This window comes from Stutzerimonas decontaminans, from assembly GCF_000661915.1.
In the GTDB taxonomy this organism is placed as follows: domain Bacteria; phylum Pseudomonadota; class Gammaproteobacteria; order Pseudomonadales; family Pseudomonadaceae; genus Stutzerimonas; species Stutzerimonas decontaminans.
In genome coordinates, this window is record NZ_CP007509.1 from 1476870 (window position 1) to 1496343 (window position 19474).

21 protein-coding genes, 1 tRNA gene and 1 pseudogene are annotated in these 19474 nt (G+C 54.4%); 9 read left to right on the plus strand and 14 right to left on the minus strand.

Annotated elements, in window-relative coordinates; genetic code table 11:
• Nucleotides 1-2: 2 nt before the first annotated feature.
• Nucleotides 3-1079 carry an AI-2E family transporter gene (locus UIB01_RS06900; protein WP_038658095.1) on the plus strand — a complete coding sequence of 359 codons (1077 nt, stop codon included), beginning with the start codon at nt 3-5 and terminating at the stop codon, nt 1077-1079.
• A 34-nt stretch (nt 1080-1113) separates the two neighbouring features.
• Here the strand turns inward: UIB01_RS06900 and UIB01_RS06905 are convergent, their stop codons facing one another.
• Both UIB01_RS06905 and UIB01_RS06910 read right to left on the minus strand, forming a co-directional pair.
• On the minus strand, nt 1114-1587 hold the full coding sequence (locus UIB01_RS06905) for a peroxiredoxin (protein WP_038658097.1): 474 nt from the start codon (nt 1585-1587) through the stop codon (nt 1114-1116).
• Nucleotides 1588-1608: 21 nt separating this feature from the next.
• The gene (locus tag UIB01_RS06910; protein WP_038658100.1) at nt 1609-2169 is read right to left on the minus strand and encodes a glycine cleavage system transcriptional repressor; all 561 of its coding nucleotides are present in this window, start codon (nt 2167-2169) and stop codon (nt 1609-1611) included.
• Between the two features lie 227 nt (nt 2170-2396).
• Between UIB01_RS06910 and dapA the strand changes: the two genes are divergently transcribed.
• From dapA to UIB01_RS06945, 7 genes and pseudogenes are all read left to right on the plus strand, one after another.
• Entirely contained in the window at nt 2397-3275 is an 879-nt protein-coding gene (gene dapA, locus UIB01_RS06915) for a 4-hydroxy-tetrahydrodipicolinate synthase (RefSeq protein ID WP_038658102.1), read from the plus strand.
• Between the two features lie 16 nt (nt 3276-3291).
• Complete coding sequence (bamC, locus tag UIB01_RS06920) at nt 3292-4389, plus strand: NlpB/DapX family lipoprotein (RefSeq protein ID WP_038658104.1); 1098 nt, start codon at nt 3292-3294, stop codon at nt 4387-4389.
• 95 nt (nt 4390-4484) lie between these two features.
• Nucleotides 4485-5354, plus strand: a complete 870-nt coding sequence (locus UIB01_RS06925; protein ID WP_038658106.1) for a phosphoribosylaminoimidazolesuccinocarboxamide synthase — start codon at nt 4485-4487, stop codon at nt 5352-5354.
• Between the two features lie 122 nt (nt 5355-5476).
• Nucleotides 5477-5566, plus strand: a tRNA-Ser gene (locus UIB01_RS06930).
• A gap of 1088 nt (nt 5567-6654) precedes the next feature.
• The gene (locus tag UIB01_RS06940) at nt 6655-6846 is read left to right on the plus strand and encodes a hypothetical protein (protein ID WP_038658110.1); all 192 of its coding nucleotides are present in this window, start codon (nt 6655-6657) and stop codon (nt 6844-6846) included.
• A 250-nt stretch (nt 6847-7096) separates the two neighbouring features.
• Nucleotides 7097-7177, plus strand: a pseudogene (locus UIB01_RS23595) (zinc-ribbon domain-containing protein); the annotation flags it as partial.
• A gap of 75 nt (nt 7178-7252) precedes the next feature.
• Nucleotides 7253-7681, plus strand: a complete 429-nt coding sequence (locus UIB01_RS06945) for a hypothetical protein (protein WP_439900404.1) — start codon at nt 7253-7255, stop codon at nt 7679-7681.
• A 227-nt stretch (nt 7682-7908) separates the two neighbouring features.
• Here the strand turns inward: UIB01_RS06945 and UIB01_RS06950 are convergent, their stop codons facing one another.
• The 12 genes from UIB01_RS06950 to UIB01_RS06990 all read right to left on the minus strand — a co-directional run bounded on the left by UIB01_RS06950 (nt 7909) and on the right by UIB01_RS06990 (nt 16805).
• A complete protein-coding gene (locus tag UIB01_RS06950; RefSeq protein ID WP_038658116.1) occupies nt 7909-8451 on the minus strand; it encodes a recombinase family protein in 543 nt (180 codons plus the stop codon).
• Between the two features lie 146 nt (nt 8452-8597).
• Nucleotides 8598-8930: a hypothetical protein gene (locus UIB01_RS06955; RefSeq protein WP_038658118.1), complete on the minus strand. Its 333-nt coding sequence runs from the start codon at nt 8928-8930 to the stop codon at nt 8598-8600.
• Entirely contained in the window at nt 8927-9142 is a 216-nt protein-coding gene (locus tag UIB01_RS06960; RefSeq protein WP_038658121.1) for a hypothetical protein, read from the minus strand. Before UIB01_RS06960 ends, UIB01_RS06955 begins: the two co-directional genes overlap by 4 nt.
• Before the next feature lie 170 nt (nt 9143-9312).
• On the minus strand, nt 9313-11001 hold the full coding sequence (locus tag UIB01_RS22655; RefSeq protein WP_080695055.1) for a tape measure protein: 1689 nt from the start codon (nt 10999-11001) through the stop codon (nt 9313-9315).
• A 49-nt stretch (nt 11002-11050) separates the two neighbouring features.
• Nucleotides 11051-11275, minus strand: a complete 225-nt coding sequence (locus tag UIB01_RS06970) for a hypothetical protein (protein WP_038658127.1) — start codon at nt 11273-11275, stop codon at nt 11051-11053.
• Nucleotides 11275-11736: a hypothetical protein gene (locus UIB01_RS06975; protein ID WP_038658130.1), complete on the minus strand. Its 462-nt coding sequence runs from the start codon at nt 11734-11736 to the stop codon at nt 11275-11277. The genes UIB01_RS06970 and UIB01_RS06975 overlap by 1 nt, the downstream gene beginning before the upstream one ends.
• A 204-nt stretch (nt 11737-11940) precedes the next feature.
• On the minus strand, nt 11941-13311 hold the full coding sequence (locus UIB01_RS22470; protein WP_155268699.1) for a hypothetical protein: 1371 nt from the start codon (nt 13309-13311) through the stop codon (nt 11941-11943).
• Nucleotides 13271-13474 carry a hypothetical protein gene (locus tag UIB01_RS23235; protein WP_196247251.1) on the minus strand — a complete coding sequence of 68 codons (204 nt, stop codon included), beginning with the start codon at nt 13472-13474 and terminating at the stop codon, nt 13271-13273. The genes UIB01_RS22470 and UIB01_RS23235 overlap by 41 nt, the downstream gene beginning before the upstream one ends.
• Nucleotides 13475-13546: 72 nt before the next feature.
• Nucleotides 13547-13717: a hypothetical protein gene (locus UIB01_RS23050; protein ID WP_155268700.1), complete on the minus strand. Its 171-nt coding sequence runs from the start codon at nt 13715-13717 to the stop codon at nt 13547-13549.
• A gap of 153 nt (nt 13718-13870) precedes the next feature.
• Nucleotides 13871-14089, minus strand: a complete 219-nt coding sequence (locus UIB01_RS06985; RefSeq protein WP_038658133.1) for a hypothetical protein — start codon at nt 14087-14089, stop codon at nt 13871-13873.
• A gap of 128 nt (nt 14090-14217) precedes the next feature.
• Nucleotides 14218-14547: a hypothetical protein gene (locus UIB01_RS23055; protein WP_155268701.1), complete on the minus strand. Its 330-nt coding sequence runs from the start codon at nt 14545-14547 to the stop codon at nt 14218-14220.
• Nucleotides 14548-15236: 689 nt separating this feature from the next.
• Nucleotides 15237-16805, minus strand: coding sequence for a DUF6538 domain-containing protein (locus UIB01_RS06990; protein ID WP_230585292.1), 1569 nt, complete (start codon nt 16803-16805; stop codon nt 15237-15239).
• Nucleotides 16806-17070: 265 nt separating this feature from the next.
• On the opposite strand from UIB01_RS06990, the gene UIB01_RS06995 reads away from it, so the two are divergent.
• Nucleotides 17071-19437, plus strand: coding sequence for a DNA polymerase II (locus tag UIB01_RS06995; RefSeq protein ID WP_038658135.1), 2367 nt, complete (start codon nt 17071-17073; stop codon nt 19435-19437).
• Nucleotides 19438-19474 lie beyond the last annotated feature (37 nt).

The window sequence follows — 19474 nt, forward strand, 5'->3', positions numbered from 1 at the left end:
ACATGATCAAGGTATTACGCGGTTGGATGCAGCGTTACTTCTCCGATGAGGAGGCGGTGGTTCTCGCGGTTCTGCTGTTTCTTGCATTTGCGGCCGTTCTGACCCTTGGCAAGATGCTCGCGCCGGTCTTGGCGGGGCTGGTGCTGGCCTTTCTTATGCAGGGGCTCGTCGCTGCCCTGGAGCGCCTACGGGTGCCACATTCGCTGGCGGTTTGGCTGGTGTTCCTGATGTTCATCGGCGTGCTGGTGGTTTGCCTGCTGTTCATTGTGCCGCTGCTCTGGCAGCAGCTGTTGACCTTGTTCAATGAGCTGCCGCGCATGCTGGTCGAATGGCAGTCCTTGCTGTTGTTGTTGCCAGAGCGCTATCCGCAACTGGTAACCGAAGAGCAGGTACTGCGAGGCATCGACTTCATGCGCGGTGAAATTGGGCGTTATGGTCAGCTGGTGCTGACGTCATCGCTGTCCAGTCTTCCGTTGCTGATCGGGCTGATGATCTATCTGGTGCTGGTGCCCATTCTGGTGTTCTTCTTCCTCAAGGATCGGCAGCAGATCAGCGACTGGATCAAGGGCTACCTGCCACGCGAGCGTGGCCTGATCACCCAGGTTTCCCAGGAAATGAATCTGCAGATCGCCAACTACATCCGTGGCAAGGTGATTGAGATCCTGATCGTAGCCGCCGTGTCCTACGCAGTCTTCGCCGCATTGGGGCTCAACTATGCGGCTTTGATGGCGATGCTGGTGGGCATTTCGGTCGTGGTGCCCTATATCGGTGCTACCGTTGTCACCATCCCTATCGCGCTGATCGGAATATTCCAATGGGGATTGGGTGACCAGTTCTTCTATCTGATGGTGGCCTACGCGATCATCCAGACACTGGATGGCAACGTGCTGGTGCCCCTGCTGTTCTCCGAGGCGGTGAACCTGCATCCGGTCGCGATCATCTGCGCGGTGCTGTTGTTCGGTGGGCTATGGGGATTCTGGGGGGTGTTCTTCGCTATTCCGCTTGCCACGCTGTTTAAGGCTGTTCTTTATGCCTGGCCGCGGGAGCCTGCCGCGGTGGTGGTTGCCCCAAGCGAATGAGCTGGCTGAAGGCTGGCTGAGCGCCAGCCCCTATTTATGCCTCGTTCAATGCCCGTGCCGCTTGAAGTACCGCTTCCACGTGGCCCGGCACCTTCACGCCCCGCCATTCCTGGCGCAATACACCGTTGCGGTCGATGAGAAAGGTGCTGCGGTCCACGCCGAGATACTCCTTGCCATACAGCTTCTTCAGCTTGATCACGTCGAACAGCTGGCACAGCTGCTCGTCCTTGTCGCTGATCAGCTCGAAGGGGAAGCCCTGTTTGGCGCGGAAATTTTCATGGGTCTTCAGGCTGTCACGCGAGACGCCGAACACCAGCGTATTGGCCCCCAGAAACGCCTGGTGGAAATCGCGAAAACCTTGCCCCTCGGTCGTGCAGCCGGGCGTGTTGTCCTTCGGGTAGAAGTACAGCACGACCTGCCGGCCAGCCAGCGATGCGAGATCGATCACTTGGCCGCTGGTGGCCTGCGCCTGGAAGGACGGAACGGGTCGGTCGATTTCAATCGCCATGTTGACTCCTGATACGGGATCTCAAGGGTTCTGCGGACGCCAGGGCTCGATCAGCGCATCGAGGTTCAGTGCGTCAGCAAAGTCGAGGAACTGGTCGCGTAGCCAGCTGATCTGGGTGCCCGCCGGCAGCGTGACGGTCAGCGTGGCGTTCAGCATGGTTCCGCCGGTCTGAGGGGCCTGATAGGTGTCGCAGGTCAGGCTTTCCAATTCGACGCGGTGGTCAATGAAGAACTGACACAGCTCATTGAGGATGTCAGGGCGGAAGGCGGCGCTTACATAGGCCACGTAGGGGAGCGCTTGCGGCCGAGTTTCCAGCGCCTCGCTGCGTACCACGTTGGCGGTGAAGGCGTGCTTCTTTGCCAGTCCAGGCAAGGTAGTCTCCATCCGGGCCAGGGCGTCCCAACTGCCCGTGACTTCCAGCACCAGCGCGCTGCACTCGCCGTGACGGGTCAGTCGCGTGCTGACGACGGCGCAGCGGTTCTCGTTGGCAGCCCGGCAGAGCACATTGGTCAGCTCCATCGGGTTGGCGCCGAGCGCGCTGATGACGAGAAATTGTTCGCGGGGTACAGGGGGGGTGGACATGCAGCATTCCTGGCAGTGGTGAGTCGGTCGGCCAGCCAAGCCGAAAACGGCTAAGGGTAGCGAAAAGCGAGGTCAGTGGGAATGCGCACTGCCCAATGGAGGCTATTGTTGGGTAGGTCCCGGGCGTCGTCGTTATGCTTCTTGCGGCTTGCTTCACGCTACTCGCAAAGCGCTGGGGAGCCTTGTACCATTACGCTTCTTTTATTTATTCCGGCAGGAGTGGTTGCATGATTGCGGGCAGTATGGTGGCGCTGGTCACGCCCATGGATGCGCAAGGCGGTCTGGACTGGGACAGCCTGAGCAAACTGGTGGATTTCCATTTACAGGAAGGCACCAATGCAATCGTTGCTGTCGGGACTACGGGTGAATCGGCCACGCTGAGCGTCGCCGAGCACATCGAAGTGATCCGCCGCGTCGTCGATCAGGTCAATGGCCGTATTCCGGTCATCGCTGGCACGGGTGCCAACTCCACCAGCGAAGCCGTCGAGCTGACCGAAAACGCCAAGACTGCTGGCGCAGACGCCTGCCTGCTGGTGACCCCGTACTACAACAAGCCGACCCAGGAAGGCCTGTACCTGCACTTCAAACACATCGCCGAGGCTGTGGCGATCCCGCAGATCCTCTATAACGTGCCCGGCCGCACTGTGTGCGACATGCTGCCGGATACGGTCGAGCGACTGTCCAAGATAGCCAACATCATTGGTATCAAGGAGGCTACGGGCGACCTCAAGCGCGGCCAGGAAGTCCTGGATCGCGTCAGCAAGGATTTCCTCGTCTATTCAGGTGATGACCCGACTGCCGTCGAGCTGATGCTGATGGGCGGAAAAGGCAACATTTCCGTCACGGCGAACGTGGCGCCGCGCGCCATGAGCGACCTCTGCGCCGCGGCAATGGCGGGCGATGCCGTCACTGCCCGTGCGATCAACGAGCGTTTGATGCCGCTGCATCGCGCTCTGTTCCTGGAAGCCAACCCGATCCCGGTCAAGTGGGCGTTGCACGAGATGGGCCTGATGGGTGACGGCATTCGCCTGCCGCTGACCTGGCTGAGCCAGAGCTTCCAGGAACCGCTACGCCAGGCGATGCGCCAAACCGGCGTGCTGGCTTAATAACAAAGGAATACGCATGAAGCGACTGGCCGGATTCTCGACCCTTGCCCTGATGATCTCTGCAACCAGTGGCTGCGGTTGGCTGTGGGGCGACGATGGATATTTTCGCGACCGCGGCAGTGACTACCTTTCGGCGCGCCAAACCGCGCCAATGCAGGTTGCCGTTGATGGCGAGATTCGCCCGCTTGATCCGCTGTTGCCGGTCCCGCGGCAGGTTGCTGACAGCAGCCACTCCGGCAAATACGAAGTGCCGCGTCCCCAGCGCCTGCAGGTGGCCGCCGACGTCAGTGATTTCAGCGTGCAGTCCTCTGGTGATTCCCGTTGGCTGGTAGCGCAGTACGCACCTGCCCAGGTGTGGATCGCCGCGCGACAGTTCTTCACCGACAAGGGCTTCAGCATCGCTGACGAGCGCCGGCAGACCGGCGAGTTCGCTACCGCCTGGCAGACAGCGTCGGGGCTGGACGAAGCGCTGGTGCGTAATCTTGGTATTCAGGATGGTGAAACGCGCGTGCGAGTTCGTGTCGAACCCGGCGTGCAGCGCAACACCAGCGAAATCTTCGTGGTCAGCGCCAAGCGTCCTACCGGGAGCACTGCCGATGTGGCATGGCCGGAAACCTCCAGCAACAAGGAACTTGACCGAGTACTGCTCGACGAGCTGCAGGCCAGCCTGAACCGCAGCGCTCGCCAGGGCGGCTCCGTATCGCTGCTGGCTGAGCGCGACTTCGATGCGCCGAGCCGCGTGAACCTGACCGAGGACGGCAGTGGCAATCCGCTGCTGCAGCTCGATAGCGATTTCGACCGTGCCTGGGCCAGCATTGGTAGAGCGCTTCAAGCGGCGGACGTCCGGGTCGACGATCTGGATCGAAGCCTCGGTGTTTACTACGTGGACCTCAGCGAGCGCGCCAATGACCCGGCTGACAAGCCCGGATTCTTCAGTCGCCTGTTTGGCGGCGCCGATAAGGATGATATTGAAGCGCGGGCCGAGCGTTATCAGGTGCGCCTGACACGTGCCGGTAATGGTGTCCAGGTGACGCTGGACAAGAGCATCGACACCGTCGCGCCAGCTGACGTTGCTCGCCGAGTGCTTAGTCTGATCAAGGACAATCTGGGCTGAGCGAAAAGCCGCCCTGCAACACGACACGGATGGGCGAAACCTCAAGGTTTCGCCTGTTTCGTTTCTGCCGACCTGCCAACCGCGGAAGTTTTCGTATGACCACTCCCACCGCACTCAGCCTGAAGAAGATCTATTCGGGCAAGGTACGTGATCTCTACGAGATCGACGACAAACGCATGCTCATGGTCGCCACCGACCGCCTTTCGGCCTTCGACGTGATCCTTGCCGAACCGATTCCGGAGAAGGGCAAGATCCTTACCGCCATCTCCAACTTCTGGTTCGACAAACTCAAGGGCCTGATCCCCAATCACTTCACCGGTGACAGGGTCGAGGACGTGGTGCCGGCTGACGAGCTGCCGCTGGTGGAGGGGCGCGCGGTCGTCGCCAAGCGCCTCAAGCCGGTGGCGGTAGAGGCCATCGTGCGCGGCTATATCGTCGGCTCCGGTTGGAAGGAATATCAGAAGAGCGGCACCGTTTGCGGTATTCAGCTGCCGGCCGGTCTGAAGGAGGCTACCAAGCTGCCGCAGCCGATCTTCACCCCCTCGACCAAGGCCGCGGTTGGCGACCACGACGAGAACATCTCGTTCGAGCAGTGTGAAGCGATCATCGGCAAAGAGCTGGCGGCCCAGGTGCGCGACGTTTCCATCGCCCTCTACAGCGCTGCGGTCGAATATGCAGCCACGCGCGGCATCATCATCGCTGACACCAAATTCGAGTTCGGGCTGGACGAAAATGGCACGCTGACGCTGATGGATGAAGTATTGACCCCCGACTCCAGCCGCTTCTGGCCGGCCGACAGCTACGAGGAAGGCAAGAGCCCGCCGAGCTTTGACAAGCAGTTCGTGCGCGACTGGCTGGAATCCACCGGCTGGAACAAGCAGCCGCCAGCGCCCGCCGTTCCGGCAGATGTCGCGCAGAAAACCGCCGACAAGTACCGCGAGGCACTTACCCGCCTGACAGCCTGACCCGCTCACGCGACCAGACCCGCGGAGTCTGGTCGAGGAAGCTGCAAGAGGCTGAAAAACGGTAAAAATCTGTGCAGTTGGGGTTCGACAATCCTGCTCCAGCTGCTATGATGCGCGCCGCTGGAGAGATGCCGGAGTGGCCGAACGGGACGGATTCGAAATCCGTTGTACCTTCGCGGGTACCTAGGGTTCAAATCCCTATCTCTCCGCCACTATTAAAAAAGCCCTGTAATTCAATGAGTTACGGGGCTTTTTCTTTTCTGCTTCTACTACTCCCTTCTACTACTCCGCCTAAGCGGTTCCCCTCTGTTTGCGGTCTATCGCTATACTGTACGTTCATACAGTATTTGGTGAGGGGCTGTTATGTCGTGCCCTGACGATTTCGAATTTCTCCTTGGTGTGCCCACTCTCGCTGAGGTGTGGCAGCAGCACGCTCGCCTTCTAGAAGAGGAATGCCACGAGCTAAGGGAGGAGGTGAGGGCTTTAAAGGCTGAACGGCGAAAGCTGGTGCAGCTATACGCTCAAAGCCAACAGGAGCTAAGCGAAGCGAACGGTAGAGCCAGGAAGGCGCAGCGAGAGGCGAACCGAAGCCATGTTGAGCTTGTGCAGCTTCAGAACAGTATTGCGTATCCGTTCCACTATGGGCACCACGAAGGGATTCCGAAGGACGATCAAGAAACGGATCGGTCGGCCGTCAGGGGTGGCTGAGGTAGGATTGTCAGCAAGTAGAGGGAGAAAACTAGCATCGGTGCTAGGTCTGACGCGGCTTGGTTGGTTGTCAGGAAGCGCTGTAGTAACATTGGGCCATCAGAACACTACATCTATGTTTTCCACGAGGTAAAGTTAAGACAAAACACAACATATTGTGTTGACAGTTTTTTGAGCCTGACTATCCTAGCCCCCGAACCGCTTAACCCGGTCGTCGTGCGGCTTTTCTGCTTTGATAAGCATCATGTACGCCGCCTGTCGAATTCGCCTATCGTGGCGACACCAGGGACGGAAGAAGGAGGAAAGGAAACATAAGACGTAGACGAAGGAGGTATCACTATTGCAGACGAGATAAAGCAACAGCAGCAGCCACATTTTTGTGGACAAGCAAAAGCCCCAACCCTTCTGGGAAAGGCTGGAGCTTGAGCAACATCACTAACGCTCGGTACGGGTTCAGTTTCTCAGGCCGTCCCAAACCAAGCATTTGCTAACTCCATCGGAGCCAGCGAGGCCGCGAATCATACAAATATGAGTAACGCCCCTCAAGCCTTTTGTACGTCCGTCAGGGCGGTTGGGTCAAGAGGTGTGCTCGATGAACGGCTTCGTTTTGGTGACGGTGATCGTGTCTGGAGAAATAGACATGAAAGACGTTCCACCGAATGATGATTACGAATACATCTATCGCCGCTACCGCCGTAGTGGCAACAAAACGCTGGACGCTCACGCTTATGGGCTTAAGGCGTGGCGCTTGCGGGTACGTCGCAAGAAGGGGGATGGCAAATGAGGCCCCCAAGGAGGCGCAGGCAATATGGACGCCGATTCCGTAGCGTTCATGTTAGGGCATACCGGAGGTTCAGGTTTGGTCAGTGGGAGGACGTATGTGCCCACTGGAGGAGCCATCCAGGGCAACTGACTCTTTTCTAACCTTCTGAGGGGCGGGCAACCGCCCCTTTCTTTTGTGCGTATGCTTCTTGCGATTACAAAATGCCATCAGTGAAGGTAGGCTAAGGCGTACCAGCGCAAGGAGGGCGGAGATGGCTCTAATTGAATGTTATGAATGTGGAAAGCAAATCAGCTCTATCGCTGCCGCATGTCCTCACTGTGGGGCACCTGCGAAGCACGGACAGGCTGATCTGGAACGAGCGCCTGCAAAGAAACGGGTGGGACCATTTAAAAAGCTGGCGATTATCGTGTTTTGGGGATTTGTAGGCCTCACTGTGCTTGGTTGGCTTGCCAATGACAGAACAAGCAGCTCAGCGCCCGCTTCCGCTTCTTCACAGTCAGAGCCTAGCTACATCGATAGCCATGCCAGCTACGATGAGGTAGATCGACTGGTGGGCTGCGCCAGCACCTTCAGTGACGACAAGAAAGACGACATATTCAATGACCGTTTCCGTAATCGATGGATGACTTGGTCTGGCCGCATTGAATTGGTTGAGGCTGATAGCGCTTCGCTAAACATCGATGGTCAGGGTCTTCAAGACCTATCCGTAGATTTTCAAGACAAGCGAGCTGGCTATGATTTGCAGAAGGGACAGGTAATCACTGTGCGCTTTTTGATGAAGAGCGCTGGAGGGTGCTTCCTTCCGTACTCAGGGGAAAGAGCAACGCTCCGATAACACCACCCCGTCTGACGGGGCAGCCCTTGCACGAACAGGCCAAGATCACTGCTATGGGAAATATCCTCTGGGCCAATTCTGAAACCCCGTCGCTAGGGGAGTAGCGCTTAGTCGGGGTAGAGTCTGAGTACAGCACTAGTGACCAATATCCAAAATATCGTCACGCTGTGTACAACAGAACGAAAGAAGCCCCCGAAGGGGCTTGTCTTGGCAGGCAGAAGGTAGCATTACATCGTTGCCTTCACCCGCTGTACTGTACTGATACCAACACCCAAGGACTCTGCCGCCTTACGGATAGATAGGCCGCTGATGAGTGCTTCCTTGATCGACTCAGAGTCAATCCGCGCCTTACCACCCTTGTACTTACCTGCTGCCTTGGCTTGCTGGATACCCTCACGCTGACGCTCAAGCATCATAGAGCGCTCAAACTGGTACACCGCACCAAGCATCGAGAGCATGAGTTCCTGCATGGGGTTGGCTTCGCCTGTGAAGCTCAAGCCTTCCTTATTGAAGCGTACCGCTACACCGCGCTTGTTGAACGCCTTAACGAGCTGTAAGAGGTCTTCAAGGTTACGGGCCATACGGCTTATGTCGTGGACGACTACTGTGTCACCCTCACGCACGTACTCAATCAGAGCATTCAAGGCGGGACGGTTGGCATCCTTGCCCGAACACTTATCTTCAAACACTTTGTCCAGGGTGAGGCCGTCAAGCTGACGCTCTGTGTTCTGGTCCACTGTGCTAACTCGGATGTACCCGACCGTTGCCATAATCTGTCCTCGCTGTATTCATCTACGTCTTAGATGTTTGCAGTGTAGAGGGCAAAAGCGATGAACACAACCTATTTGAACACAGATAATCAAGCGAAACGTGTTCACTGTCCTGTGTTCGTCTGCCTATGGTCTGTTGAATACGTCTAGGCCTCGGTGAGCTGGTGATGCTTCATACCCTTGCGATAGGCGGTGACGAACTGGTTCAAGCCATCGCGGGTGTTCAGATAGGTAAGTTGGCTTGGGAAGAACATAGCTTCGTTAGCCCACCCAAGGCGCAGCCATTGGCCACGGATCGACTCTTGCCACGTGTAGAAGAACTGTCCTTGCTTCTGTGTGCTGAACAGGACGCTGTACGTGTCCGGCTCTGACATTTCTTGTACGTCAATCGAGACAGGTTCCCAACCTTCCATTAGTAGCGTTGGCGTAAGGCCCGAAGCTGGCTTCACCAGAATCCACATATACGAAAGATCACTCATCGCGTGGCCCTCTGACGGGCTTCGATGACGTTTAGACGACTGCGTATCTCATTGCTGAGCGTGTCGATCCGTTCGTTCTGTTTGGACAGGCGTTCATCAATCTCTTGGCTTTGATGCTGCACCGTGACCACAGATTGGCTTACGTGGCGGTCCAGGGCGAATAGGTGAAACGTGATGGCTGTAAGCAGAACAGCCGTTATCAGGCGAATCATTGGGATTCTCTCCTTCGAATTGAAATTTATTGAGGATTGGAGGACAAAACGGCTTAACTCAAACAACTGTTTGAATAGCGGATATGCGGGATGTAGCGGATAGGGAGGTGCCAGCGTCCTTGCCAGCTATGCCAAACTCGTGTGATTGACAACGTGTTACAAGATAACAATTAGTATGTTGATTCAGGGAAGTTGGTAGCCGTTTCCCTGAATAGATCGGTCATAACACGCTTTTGAAGCTCGATAAGTGGATACTCCACGCTGCGAACAAATTCTTCAGGATCAGAAATGGCTGTGTCGTTCAATACAATACTGCCCGGAGCGAACGTCACTTGAGAGGAGACGGACGTATTGGTGTTTCCTTTGAGAGAATCCAGAGCAGGGCCGGAATACTTCTGAGCCTCGGTTTCCCAGTCTTTGGTGTGAGGGATCAAAGGGGATACGAATTGCGGGTATGACGGCTGCTTGATGGCTCTTGCATCTGGTATTGAAAGCATTCCACGTCCTGTAGAACTCGACCAAGGGTTTTCAGATCGCTGCTCGTTGCTTGCCTCGCCGTTTACGGCCGGGGCGCTCTCAGACTGCTTAACTCCCCAACTGATGAGACTTGCAGCGAGGCTTGTGGCTGAAGCGGCTACGCTGTAAAAACTGTCGCGTAGAGGCTCCATTGCGCCGTGCAATTCTGTCTGTGCTTCTGTCCATTGTTTAGCCGCCTCTGTCAAAGGCCCGTCTACAGTTCGTTGTAGCTCCTCTGCAAGCTTGAGGTTTTCCAAACGAGCTTCAGCACCCTGAATACTTCCTGACAGTTCACGAACACGATCAGAGGCTTCCTTGGCTGATTTCTCATAACCTTTGAGAACGTCCTGTACAGACACTTCCCGATTGGACAGGGCATCGAGGAATGCTTCTGTTCCTTTCTTACCTGTGCGCTCCGCAAAGGCTTGCATAATAAATTTCTTGATTGCTGGGTTCGAGTCCGCCAACTGCTGATTTAATTCTTCGCCCCGCAAATAGCCAACACCGAGCATCTGCTGTAGCGCGTATGCTTGGCGCTCAATGCTTTGCTGATCGCCCCCATTACCACGTGTAGCAGTGGCGACGTTCTTGAACAGATCAAAGCCTTCCTGGGCGGTCATACCTGATGATTGAGATTGTTTCATAAATCTCGAATACGCGGTGATCTGGCTTTCAGCAGAGATGCCAAGATCATTGGACAGATCAAAGAATCCTTTAGTAAAGCTTTCTCTGCGCTCCCGACTACCACCAACCGCCGTTTCAAGTTGTAGACGTTGACCTTCACGAGTCGCTGTCTCCTTTCTTGCATCGTTGATCTTACTAACACCATAAGCAGCGCCAGCAGCAACGCCAGCTACTGCACCACCAATAGGGCCAAGGCGAGGGAGAAATCCGGCAGCGCCAGCTCCACCAAAACCCCCACTGAAAGCGTCAAAGCCCCGTGGCACACCAAGATGTGATGGATAGTGTGGGTTTGCACCACCGCTGCTTCCCTGAATGCTTTTGATGTTCAGGCGAGCTGCTGAAGCTGCACGTGTCATAACACCTTGAAGCTGACGATTAATACGCGCTTGGTCAATGTGGACATTGCCGATTGGCACAGTGAGGAGGCGACCAATTCTGTTCAAGTCAGTTTGAAGGGTGCGCTGAGCGCCTAAGCTATCAAGTGTGAGCTTTTTAACTTTCAGCTCGGGCAGTGTTAGCGTTTTGGCAAAGCTACTGGCCAGCCCCTTGCCGAAGGCTTGAAACCGTTTCTCAAGCGCTTTCAGTTGGAAATCTATTTTCCTGATTTCAGACTTAGGGAAGTTGAATCCAACGGAAATTGTGTATTTAGATACAATCATTGTTTCTTATCCTTGTAAAACAAAGGGAGCCGAAGCTCCCCTGTGTTGTTTAGATCAACCCGAGTCTTTGTTGGATAATGCGATCTGTTGTCGTCAGCTTCGGCTTTAAACTTTCTAAATGCGCCTCCATCACCAAATCAATCGCCCACTGCAATTCAGCGAAGGAATATTTCTTTTCCTGTTTAGGAGAGGGCGTCAGAGTTGTAGAAGCAGGAGCTTTTTTGGATTCTTTCGCTTTCTTCTCAAGCACTGCCATCAGGCGTTTACCATTCATTATTGAGCCTCCAGGCTTTGGAAGTATTCGATAGCATCGCGCTTTGCTTGATCTCGTGCTTTCTGTTCTTTCTCTTGTTCAGCTTTTAGCTTTTTAGCTTTTTCCTGCTCGAAGAGCTGAGAGGCGAGGAGTTCAATGTTTCGCCGTTTCTCAGATTCCAACTCAGCCAGGTATTTCTCCTTCTCTTGTTCCGCAACTTCTTCCAACAAGTGTTCGATGTTCTCTTTTTCGAAGTAGCAGAAAACGATGGAACCGTGGAGCTGGGGCTTTCGATATTTAGAAAGCTTCTTACCACTTAGAGCTGCTTCGACAATGGCGTCGATTGCAACGGAAAATGGCAACTGGATTACGTCAAGCGCGTGAAGCGTGGTCTTAAAGTTCTCGACTGCCCGATTAGTGCGGCGATCAAGCTCTTCTTGGTTGAAAGTGAAAGTGTTCAGTTTAACTACGTTGGTCTTCATAATATTGTTTCCTCAATTTTAAGTTGGTGCCATTTGGCATTGTTGTGGGCATAGAAGCCCGTTATCTGCACTTCGTGTGAAGAGCAAAAGCTTTAGTATTTAGTTTGTGTTCTTAGGGTCAGTAGGCTGAGAGCCACTAAAGACGGGGCTTAGAGCACGATGTGTTGTTAACTGTAATGACTATATGCGGTGTTAAGTTTTAGTTTAGAACGGTACTAACTCTGGATCATACCAAGGCTCAACAGGCGGGCTTGGCACATAGTCATCCTCAACCTGAAAGTAATCGTCTGGGTAATCGAACTCTGATCGGCACTCTGTTAACTCTCGTTCTTCGTAGAAGCTGGCAATCTGTAGAGCTTCTTTGCGACTCTCAAGCCACCAATACAAAAACTCACCGTCAATCAGGCCAACAGTGTTCAGAGCGTCTTTATTCTTCTCTGTCTGCTGAATAAACAGTTCAATGTCTTCAACGACCCAAGAGGCGTGAACCAGCCAGTCATCACCGTGATCGTTTCTCGAATCGTGATGATCCAAGCTGACAAGCTCCAGGTACTTACGAAGCGTATTGCTGATGAGCTTCCGATCAGGCTTGGCACCTTGCAGGACACTGAATGCAGTGAAGGCCGCGAAGTCGCGCAGGTTGCTGCCATCTTGTCCCGGCTTCAGGCGTACAGGGTTGAACCAGCACCCGTATGCTTCACCACCGATAGCACCGAAACCCTCTTCACCACGTTGATTCATCACCCATAGAGCCACACACCGAACAGCAGCAGCCGTGAAGGCATAATCACTGCTCTTGGTAGGGTCTGAGCATTGCTCTGCGAAGCGCACCAGCTCCTCCACATAGACGCAAAGGGTACGGCGTGGGGTGAGACTCAGCGTGTACAGCTCCTGCTCTTGTAGCGAGGCATACAGCTTCCGCAGGGCGGTCATGCCCATACGTTCCAGCTCAGCCAGAGGAACCTCACATTTGGGAAATTCCGTCTTGATCTTCTTTGCCAACCCAAACCGCTGACTCTTACGAATAGGGTGCGTCTTGGCATACTCAACCAACTTTTTACCCAGAAACGATTTAACCTTGCTCAGCACGGCTTTATCTGTAGCTTTCTCATCTACAAGCCACTTGTTCTTCAAGCTACTACGCTTAATACAAAGACCTGCACCCTCTACCGCTGTAGCACCATGCACTTGATTGGCAAGACTGCCACCAATGAACAGATTCTGATGGTGTAGAAGACCTACGGTGTCTTTACCTTGAGCGGGACTAATGTGGCAGAGGTGGAACTTGGACTTCTGTTTGTCTTCGTTCCAACCATAGCATTTGAACCTACGACGATAGACCGAGAACAGTTCTACCAGATCAACATCCGTTAAAATCTCTACTGTGCCAGCGCGCTTGCATTCACGACCCACCCACAACCATTCATCGGAGCACGGAAGATTGGCAATTCGCTTGGATGCTGTCTTTGTGTTTCGGGCTTTGGTGCGACAGGAGACAGTGCAGTACTTGGCAGCATATTGGCTGGTGCTGAATTCAGTGTTGCAGTGTTGGCATACTTTGTTTCGTTGAACCATTATTAAAATCCTCTATTGGCGGGATGTTATTTATAGCTTGCATCGCTGCATACTCTTTGCTGATGAGAGTGTTTAGAAAGTGCGTGAGGCTTACTTGTCCGTCTACACTTTCGTGCAATGCAACAAGCTCTCGCTCCGCTCTCTCTGATAGTTTCAGTTTCATTGTTCACCTCTTTAATGGCTGGAAGCTACGTGGCACTAAGGATGGAGGCTGATGTGTCGTTAACTCTAATGATTACAGGCTGTAGATAAACAAAAGAAGATCGTCTTCTGTAATCTCACCCTCTCTCAGCTTACGAACACGGTCTGCAAGGTTGGCAATGTCATTTTTTACAGATCGCTGTCGTGCATTGGAGTGCTCCATAAACCAATGCCAAGTTTTATGCGGTAGACGGAGGATAGTCATTGTTGGTGCTCCTTTAGCTGTCGAGTGAGTAGCTTGTTAATTGTTTCTGATACCGATGTGCCTTCTTTCAGACTCAGTCGCTGTAGCTTGTTCAGCAGCTCAAGCTCAATCAGCAGCAATTCTTTGGAGTAGGCAAGCGATCCTATATAGATTTCAGATCGCGGCATCTGGGGTCGCCTCCAGCATTCGCTCCAATTCCTGATTCAGCATATCCAAGGCTTCTGGGCTCTTTAGCTGTTTCAGAATTGCTGAAAACTTTTCTTTAGCTTTCAAGCGTTGTTGGTAATGTCTAACGCAACAGAGGTTGCTGCATTTTCTGTGATTGCTACGAGCCGGTTCGAATTCTTTGTTGCAGATGATGCACTGTCTCATATGATTGTTTTCCTTATATTTGGCAATAGTAATACGCAAAACAGACTAAAGCCTGTAATGGGTATGGATTGTTTTGATGAACGATCTAAGGGGTGAAAACCCTTAGTAAAAGTTGGTGTTTCACTCGTTTAATTGGGTCGCTCCTCCTCTTGTCCGTATTCGATAACCTTTTCTAAGAGGCCGTTGTAGGTGGATAGTGCCTCTGAAGCCTTTGCATATACCTCAGCCTCAAATTCTTTAAACGCTCTTTGTTCTGGCGCAAACAGCGGATTAGGATGCCGCCCTTCCTGTGCCATATTACTCAACACCTCAAACGCCTCTTTAGACGAGAGCCAGTATAAGTTTGCTTTCTTGTATCGATGCCAAGAGACCGTGCACGTGTTGCCACATAATTTTGCGTGCTGTCTGTTTGCGGTGAATGGTGCTGAACACCAAACACACTGACGAGTGATTGCCATAGTCGAATCTCCTAAGTAATAGATTCATAAAAAAACCAATAAAAAAGGCGTAGCTCTTTCGAGAACGCCTTTCAGGAATAAAAGAAACTAACCTGACCAACACTCTATTTGAGTGTGCACAATTGATTTAGGTTAGAAGCCCATCGAGCTTTTTATAAACACCACAGCTACAAGAAGAGGAGAAACAAAGCTGTGATGATTGGAGGAAATCTGCAAGATTGCGTTGCACAATCTTAGGGTGTTTCGGGAGAGTGGAGAAGTCTTGCAGGTAATTTTTTCTCCCCGCCACTTAAAGCTCCACCTTCATTCTCATTCTCCCACGAAAGTTGCTGTTTGTCAAGTATTAATTTATCATTCTAATTTGAGTTAGTTGCTAACTTACTTGCCAAGCCCGCATATACAGCGGGGTTCAGCTAAATAAAATAACTTTGTATGACATTCATTCCCGACGAACGGCAGTGCAGCTGGTACTTGCCAAATAGAAGACGCACGAAAGAGCAGCTATCTCCAAGAGGAGGCTACTCGTAAAATTCAAAGGTGAAGGAAGGATAATACACTACTTTTCCTATTTTGCAATAGTAGTAGTTAAATAAATGTATATAGGGAAAAGTAGGGTGTTAAATCTTCGCTGTCTTCTACCTGCATCGGCATAAAGCTAAAAACGAGAACGACGATTTACGCCCGCAAAACTACGGGAAACAATCGAATTTGAAGTCGAGTAGGGCGATCACCTTAGCCTTTTGCTCAAGGCTTGGACCTTTGGAGTAGAGGTCGAAGGTTATTAACCCTGTTTCGTGCCCGAACAGGCCCGGCATAACGGCTACGTCTGCACCTGCCTGATGCACCAGTGTGATTGTCGTTTTCCTGATGCTGTGGAACACGTGCTGCTTATCGAAGCCTGCTTGTGTCTTGAGTCTTCCGAAACGCTTGCTGAGAGCATCAAGACGATTGCCATATTTGTTGTGGCCTCCAGGCAGAAGAAAGCCATCTTTAGAAGCTTCAAGCAGTGATGACACTAGCGCTGCAATCTTGGGATGGAATGGCACCTCTCGGATACCAGCGGCACTCTTGGCTTCTGTGATTGAGAAAGAGACGGGCACACCGTTCTTAATAGTGATGGTGTCGCGGTGAATCCTGCCGATTTCTTCGAGGCGGGCACCAGAGTAGGCACCAATAGCAATCAGGTCAGCTAAGGGTTGATCCTTCTTCTCAACTGCCAGAGCGTGTAGCCGTTCAACGTCCTTTTTAGAGAATGCTTCCCAGCTAATAGCCTCGCCTTTGATTACGGGGAAATCATGGTCGGCAAATGGGTTGGGCTGGCCCTTGTACTGCTCACGCCATTCGACATCGTGCTTGCAGGCCCACTTCCAATACGCACTCGCGGACCACGTGTGCTGCTTCTTGGTTTTGGAGCTAAGCGGATTTCCGGCTTTGTCTGTGAGCTGGTCAAGGTAGGCCGACACTGTGTCGAAGCTCACCGGCTTGCCTGTCGCCGTGAGGTAGTCTGAAAACTGTTTCACACGGCGGCACATCTGGTCGATGGTCTTGGCTTCGTTGCCCTTGCGTTCGAGGGAGATACGGAAGGCTTCCAGACGCTTCTGTGTGATGGGGGAGCGGGGCTTGTATGTCGTGTGGTCAACCATGATCTGCTGAGCTTCAAGCGCTTCGTCTTGGCTCAAGGAGTGGTTAGTAACAGCCGCAAGCGCTGATGCTCCACGAAGCAGCTCGTTCAGTGCTTTGGTGGGACCGATACGATCTATGCCGGATGCTTGGGATTTTTGTAGGAGTAGCGTGGGCAGTTGTTCTGCTTGCTCGGTAGGAACCCCGGCAGCTTTCATATCTGCGACGGTTTCCTGAAGGATCGGCCAAAGCTCTTGGATCAGCTCGGGGGTTAACTTGTGTTTGTAGTCAGGGCCACTGACTGCACGCATAACCTGATGATTCAGACTCTTGGTGTACCGGGTGCTTTGCTTTGCCAAGTCTTCCCGCCATGCGTCCCCTAGCTCTGACTTCCGCTCCCTAGCGTCTCGAATCTCAGATTTCCATTTCGCCAGCCACGGAAGGCGACGCTCCATCGCTTCTGAGCGAAGCCCGGTCTTCAGAGATTGCACGAGAACACGGCGACCACCGAAGGCGTGGCGAACGTCCTTGGGCACATCTAGTCGCACATACCATGTGCTTTCGCCTTTCTTCTGGAAAATGTGGTCTGCCATAATCTGCACCAGAACATGAGTGATAGACTGAATTCTACTACTCAATTCTACTACTCGTGGCGCTGAAAGGCCCGAAGCTACGGGGTTTCTGGCTTGTGGGTGAGAGAATTTAGAGTCCCTATCTCTCCGCCATTACATGTAGCCTAAACCCCCGAGCTCGCCAGAGCTCGGGGGTTTTTGCTTTAAGGGTCGTCAATCGCCGACCAGGGCCGCGCTTTCCTCATGATGACTACCTTCGAAAGGAGCGCGCTGGCTACCTGGTTTAGAGGTTAAGGCGACTATGGCATTGCGCGAAGCGAAGGGGAGGGGGATGTCGCAGCTGCAGCAGGGCTTCATCCTGACCCGGCACTGGCGCGATTTGCCAGGCGGCACCGAGATCAGTTTCTGGCTGGCCACCGACCAGGGGCCGCGGCAGGTACGGGGGCCGCAGCAGCATTCTGTTGCTTTCATTCCGGAGGAGCAGCGCACACTCGCAGAGTCCCTGTTGCGTCGCGAGCGTGATGCGGAACTGCGGCCCCTGGTGCTGCGCGATTTCCGCCATCGCTCTGTGATGGGGCTGTACTGCCGGTCGTATCGACGCTTGCTGGATTGTGCGCGATTGCTGCGGGATGCCAGGGTGGACGTTTACGAGGCGGATATTCGTCCGCCTGAGCGTTACCTCATGGAGCGTTTCATCACCGCGCCAGTGTCCTTCGCCGACGCGCCTGTCGATGGTGGTGATCCGGTCGAGACGCAGCTCAAGCCGGCGCCAGGCTATCGGCCGACGCTCAGGCTGGTGTCTCTGGATATCGAAACCACTTCCCGCGGTGATCTCTATTCCATTGCCCTCGAGGGCTGCGGCCAGCGCCAGGTCTATATGCTCGGCCCGGAGAACGGACAGGGCGCCTCTGTCGATTTTTCCCTGGCATATTGCGAGAGTCGAAGCGGGTTGCTCGAACGCTTGAACGCGTGGTTTGCCGAGCACGATCCTGACGCAATCATTGGCTGGAATCTGGTTCAGTTCGATTTGCGTGTGTTGCACGATCATTCGCAGCGCCTGCAGGTGCCGTTGCGTCTTGGGCGCGATGGCTCGGAGATGGAGTGGCGCGAGCACGGCGGTCGCGGCAATCACTATTTCGCGGCGGCCACCGGACGGCTGATCATCGACGGTATCGAGGCGCTTCGCTCGGCTACGTGGAGCTTCCCCTCTTTCAGTCTGGAGAACGTCGCCCAGACTCTGTTGGGCGAAGGCAAGGCGATCGACAATCCGTACCAGCGCATGGCGGAAATCGACCGCATGTTCGCCCAGGACAAGCCGGCCCTGGCGCGCTACAACCTCAAGGACTGCGAGCTGGTCACGCGGATCTTTGCCCATACCGAACTGCTGACCTTCCTGCTGGAGCGCGCCACGGTGACGGGCCTCGCGGCTGATCGAAGTGGCGGATCGGTCGCTGCGTTCGAGCATCTGTATATGCCGTTGATGCATCGCCAGGGTTTCGTCGCTCCCAACCTGGGCGAGCGTCAGGCCGAGGCCAGCCCGGGTGGCTTCGTGATGAATTCGCAGCCGGGGTTGTACGAGTCGGTGCTGGTGCTCGATTACAAGAGCCTGTATCCGTCGATCATCCGCACCTTTCTCATCGACCCTGTGGGGCTGATTGAGGGGCTGCGTCACCCCAACGATGAGGCGTCGATTCCCGGCTTTCGCGGCGCGCGTTTCTCGCGCACCCGGCACTGCCTGCCGGCGATCGTGGAACGTGTCTGGGAAGGGCGCGAGACAGCGAAGCGCGAGCACAACAAGCCGCTATCACAAGCGTTGAAAATCATCATGAATGCCTTTTACGGCGTACTGGGCTCCAGCGGCTGTCGATTCTTCGATACGCGGCTGGCCTCGTCGATCACCTTGCGTGGCCACGAAATCATGCGGCGTACGCGGGAGCTGATCGAGGCGCAAGGCCACGCCGTGATCTATGGCGATACCGACTCCACCTTCGTCTGGCTGCGCAAGGCGCACTCGGATGAGGAGGCGGCGCGCATCGGTCGGGAACTGGTGCAGCACATCAATGATTGGTGGCGCGTGCATCTGCAGGCCGAGTACGGCCTTGCCAGTGCGCTGGAGCTGCAATACGAAACGCATTTCCGGCGTTTTCTGATGCCGACCATTCGCGGTGCGGAGGAGGGCAGCAAGAAACGTTATGCAGGCCTGGTTACTCGTCCGGACGGCAGTGATGGCATGGTCTTCAAGGGCCTGGAGACAGTACGCACGGACTGGTCACCGTTGGCGCAGCGCTTTCAGCAGGAGCTGTACCAACGCATCTTCCACCGTCAGCCGCACCAGGATTACGTTCGTGACTACGTGCGGCGCACGCTGGCTGGCGAGCTGGATGACTTGCTGATCTATCGCAAGCGCTTGCGTCGTAGGCTGGACGATTACCAGCGCAACGTTCCGCCGCACGTGCGGGCGGCGCGCCTTGCGGATGACTACAACGACCGCCAGGGTCGGCCGCGGCAGTATCAGAACGGCGGTTGGATCAGTTACCTGATGACGGTTGCGGGTCCGGAGCCGCTGGAGACGCGGTCATCAGCCATCGACTACGACCATTACGTGACGCGGCAGCTGCAGCCGGTGGCGGATGCGATCCTGCCGTTCGTGGGCGACGACTTCTCTTCGCTGGTCGATGGACAGCTCGGGTTGTTCTGATTTCGTCCGGTGTAGCGCTTATTGCGTGCGGGGCAGT

Coding starts and splice junctions, on each gene's coding strand:
- UIB01_RS06900 (WP_038658095.1), top strand. CDS start 3: ATGATCAAGGTATTACGCGGTTGGATGCAGCGTTACTTCTCCGATGAG.
- UIB01_RS06905 (WP_038658097.1), bottom strand. CDS start 1,587: ATGGCGATTGAAATCGACCGACCCGTTCCGTCCTTCCAGGCGCAGGCC.
- UIB01_RS06910 (WP_038658100.1), bottom strand. CDS start 2,169: ATGTCCACCCCCCCTGTACCCCGCGAACAATTTCTCGTCATCAGCGCG.
- dapA (WP_038658102.1), top strand. CDS start 2,397: ATGATTGCGGGCAGTATGGTGGCGCTGGTCACGCCCATGGATGCGCAA.
- bamC (WP_038658104.1), top strand. CDS start 3,292: ATGAAGCGACTGGCCGGATTCTCGACCCTTGCCCTGATGATCTCTGCA.
- UIB01_RS06925 (WP_038658106.1), top strand. CDS start 4,485: ATGACCACTCCCACCGCACTCAGCCTGAAGAAGATCTATTCGGGCAAG.
- UIB01_RS06940 (WP_038658110.1), top strand. CDS start 6,655: ATGAACGGCTTCGTTTTGGTGACGGTGATCGTGTCTGGAGAAATAGAC.
- UIB01_RS06950 (WP_038658116.1), bottom strand. CDS start 8,451: ATGGCAACGGTCGGGTACATCCGAGTTAGCACAGTGGACCAGAACACA.
- UIB01_RS06955 (WP_038658118.1), bottom strand. CDS start 8,930: ATGAGTGATCTTTCGTATATGTGGATTCTGGTGAAGCCAGCTTCGGGC.
- UIB01_RS06960 (WP_038658121.1), bottom strand. CDS start 9,142: ATGATTCGCCTGATAACGGCTGTTCTGCTTACAGCCATCACGTTTCAC.
- UIB01_RS22655 (WP_080695055.1), bottom strand. CDS start 11,001: ATGATTGTATCTAAATACACAATTTCCGTTGGATTCAACTTCCCTAAG.
- UIB01_RS06970 (WP_038658127.1), bottom strand. CDS start 11,275: ATGAATGGTAAACGCCTGATGGCAGTGCTTGAGAAGAAAGCGAAAGAA.
- UIB01_RS06975 (WP_038658130.1), bottom strand. CDS start 11,736: ATGAAGACCAACGTAGTTAAACTGAACACTTTCACTTTCAACCAAGAA.
- UIB01_RS22470 (WP_155268699.1), bottom strand. CDS start 13,311: ATGGTTCAACGAAACAAAGTATGCCAACACTGCAACACTGAATTCAGC.
- UIB01_RS23235 (WP_196247251.1), bottom strand. CDS start 13,474: ATGAAACTGAAACTATCAGAGAGAGCGGAGCGAGAGCTTGTTGCATTG.
- UIB01_RS23050 (WP_155268700.1), bottom strand. CDS start 13,717: ATGACTATCCTCCGTCTACCGCATAAAACTTGGCATTGGTTTATGGAG.
- UIB01_RS06985 (WP_038658133.1), bottom strand. CDS start 14,089: ATGAGACAGTGCATCATCTGCAACAAAGAATTCGAACCGGCTCGTAGC.
- UIB01_RS23055 (WP_155268701.1), bottom strand. CDS start 14,547: ATGGCAATCACTCGTCAGTGTGTTTGGTGTTCAGCACCATTCACCGCA.
- UIB01_RS06995 (WP_038658135.1), top strand. CDS start 17,071: ATGTCGCAGCTGCAGCAGGGCTTCATCCTGACCCGGCACTGGCGCGAT.